The organism is Streptococcus sp. GMD4S (assembly GCF_000296955.1).
On sequence record NZ_AJRE01000135.1, the window covers coordinates 1 to 2,770 of the forward strand.

A 2,770-nucleotide genomic window follows, 5' to 3' on the forward strand; every position below is an offset into this window, starting at 1 on the left:
TCCACTGATTCCTGATGATGTGGTTATTTCAGGTGCTGTCTATGATGTGGATACAGGAAGTATGAGAGAAGTATACTAACTTTGTCTCAAAAAATCTCATCCTAGCATAAAATCGATTGTTAAAATGTAGGATTTTTAGTTTTAATATAGCTAATATAAAATAGTATAAAACAAGGGTATAAATGTTTGCTCTTGTTTTATTTTTGATTGAAAAATAAAGGAAAAAGCGCTACAATGGTAGATGGAAAATGTTGTGTAAAAACAAGTGATACATAAATACCGGAGGAAATCATGTCTTTTTCTGATTTAAAGCTATTTGCCCTTTCTTCTAATAGAGAATTGGCAGAGCGTGTGGCGCAAGAAATTGGGATAGAGTTGGGGAAATCGACTGTTCGCCAATTTTCAGATGGAGAGATTCAGGTCAACATTGAAGAATCAATCCGTGGAAAACACGTCTTTATCCTACAATCAACGAGTTCACCTGTAAATGATAATTTACTTGAAATTTTGATTATGGTGGACGCTTTGAAGCGTGCTAGTGCAGAATCTGTCAATGTTGTTATGCCTTACTATGGCTATGCACGTCAGGATAGAAAAGCGCGCGCGCGTGAGCCAATCACAGCAAAACTCGTTGCAAACATGCTAGAAGTTGCTGGGGTAGATCGTTTGTTGACGATTGATTTGCACGCTGCACAGATTCAGGGATTCTTTGATATTCCTGTAGATCACTTGATGGGTGCTCCATTGATTGCGGACTACTTTGAACGTCGTGGCATGGTTGGCTCTGACTACGTGGTTGTCAGCCCAGACCATGGTGGGGTGACTCGTGCTCGTAAATTGGCAGAGTTTTTGAAAACTCCGATTGCGATTATTGACAAGCGCCGTAGTGTAGACAAGATGAATACCAGTGAAGTGATGAACATCATTGGTAAGGTAGAAGGTAAGACTTGTATTTTGATTGACGATATGATCGATACAGCTGGAACCATTTGTCATGCGGCGGATGCTCTTGCTGAAGCAGGTGCTGTTGAGGTTTACGCAAGCTGTACGCACCCAGTACTTTCAGGACCAGCTATGGACAATATCCAAAAATCAGCTATTAAAAAATTGGTTGTTTTGGATACTATCTACCTACCAGAAGAGCGTTTGATTGATAAGATTGAACAAATTTCGATTGCTCATCTTCTAGGCGATGCTATTATCCGTATCCACGAAAAACGTCCTCTTTCTCCTCTATTTTGTATTGAGAAAAAGATTTAATCTTTCACTTGAAGTAGACAGAACTCCTAGCAGGTTTCTTTTCTTGCTAGGAGATTTTTATAGTCAAAATCTGCAAGCCTTTTCAAAATATGCTATACTGAGAAAAAAGGAGGATTTCTATGAGCCAAGAATTTATTAATCCAAGTGATGGTGTGATCCGTCAGTATCTTACAACCAGTAAAACGTTAGCGGTAGTGGGTTTGTCCGATCGTGAGGAAACAACTAGTAATCGAGTGACCAAGGAAATGCAAGCTCGGGGCTATAAAATCATTCCAGTTAATCCCAAGGCTGCAGGTGGGGAAATTTTGGGAGAGAAGGCTTATGCGAGTCTAGTTGAGATTCCTTTTCCTGTGGACATTGTCAATGTATACCGACGGAGCGAGTTTTTACCAGATGTGGCGCGTGATTTTCTCAAGGCAGATGCCAAGATTTTCTGGGCGCAATTAGGACTTGAAAATCTAGAAGCGGAAGAAATCTTGCGTGCTGGAGGATGCGATGACATCGTGATGAATCGTTGTATTAAGAGAGAACATACTCGCTTAATTCTTGAGCAATAAAAAGGTAGCCATGGGCTACCTTTTTATTTTATAAAGTACCAATCAATGCTTGCATGCCAAGACTGGTAAGGATGATGGCAATCCAGCAAAGGGCTCCAAGAAGAATGGATTTACCGCTTGATTTGACCATGGCAATCAGATTGGTTTTGAGACCGATGGCACTCATGGCCATGATGATAAGGAATTTGGAGAGTTGTTTGAGAGGGGTGAAGAAGCTACTAGACACGCCGAGAGAGGTGAGAAGAGTCGTTAAGAGAGAGGCTAGAATGAAATAAAGGATAAAAAGTGGGAAAACTTTTTTCAGTTGTACGCCTTGTTTATTTTCTTGCTGGCGACTTTGCCAGTAGGAGAGGAAGAGAGTGATGGGAATAATAGCCAGAGTTCGTGTGAGTTTAACAATGGTTGCAGACTCAAGGGTATTGGTCTGGTAGAGACTGTCCCATGCGCTGGCTGTGGCCGTTACAGAAGAAGTATCGTTGACTGCGGTTCCTGCAAAGAGGGCAAAGCCTTCATTTGATAAGTGAAGCCAGGTTCCTAGAGTTGGAAAGATAAGTGCTGCTAAGACATTGAAGAAAAAGATAACGGAGATGGCTTGGGCGACTTCTTTTTCCTTGGCATGGATAACGGGTGCTGTTGCAGCAATGGCAGAACCACCACAGATAGAAGAACCCACTCCAATCAAGGTAGCCAGTTTCGTGTCTAGCGCAAAGAAACGCTGGAAGAGGTAGGCAACGATTAAGGAAATCGAAATGGTGGAAAGGATGACGGGGAGTGAAGTTTGTCCAACTGCAAAGACTTGCGAGATATTGAGACCAAAACCGAGTAAGATAACGGCATACTGGAGCAATTTCTTGGAACTAAAGGCCAAACCTGCGTCTAGTTGTTTGTAGGGTGAGAGCCAGGGGTGGAGGAGCATTCCAGCAAAAATTGCAAAGACAGGTGCACCCACGACG

At 42.1% G+C, this 2,770-nt stretch carries 3 protein-coding genes and 1 pseudogene; 3 read left to right on the plus strand and 1 reads right to left on the minus strand.

Annotated features, from left to right (window positions below; genetic code table 11):
* The 3 genes and pseudogenes from GMD4S_RS13315 to GMD4S_RS07775 all read left to right on the plus strand — a co-directional run.
* Positions 1–79: pseudogene (locus tag GMD4S_RS13315) on the plus strand (carbonic anhydrase); the annotation flags it as partial.
* Between the two features lie 212 nt (positions 80–291).
* Positions 292–1,260: a ribose-phosphate diphosphokinase gene (locus GMD4S_RS07770; RefSeq protein WP_000010174.1), complete on the plus strand. Its 969-nt coding sequence runs from the start codon at positions 292–294 to the stop codon at positions 1,258–1,260.
* 119 nt (positions 1,261–1,379) lie between these two features.
* Positions 1,380–1,817 (plus strand): CoA-binding protein, encoded by a 438-nt coding sequence (locus tag GMD4S_RS07775; protein ID WP_000076499.1) that lies wholly within the window; start codon positions 1,380–1,382, stop codon positions 1,815–1,817.
* Positions 1,818–1,845: 28 nt separating this feature from the next.
* On the opposite strand, the gene GMD4S_RS07780 is transcribed toward GMD4S_RS07775, so the two are convergent.
* A partial coding sequence (locus tag GMD4S_RS07780; protein WP_000325890.1) for a YeiH family protein occupies positions 1,846–2,770 on the minus strand: 925 nt, incomplete at its 5' end.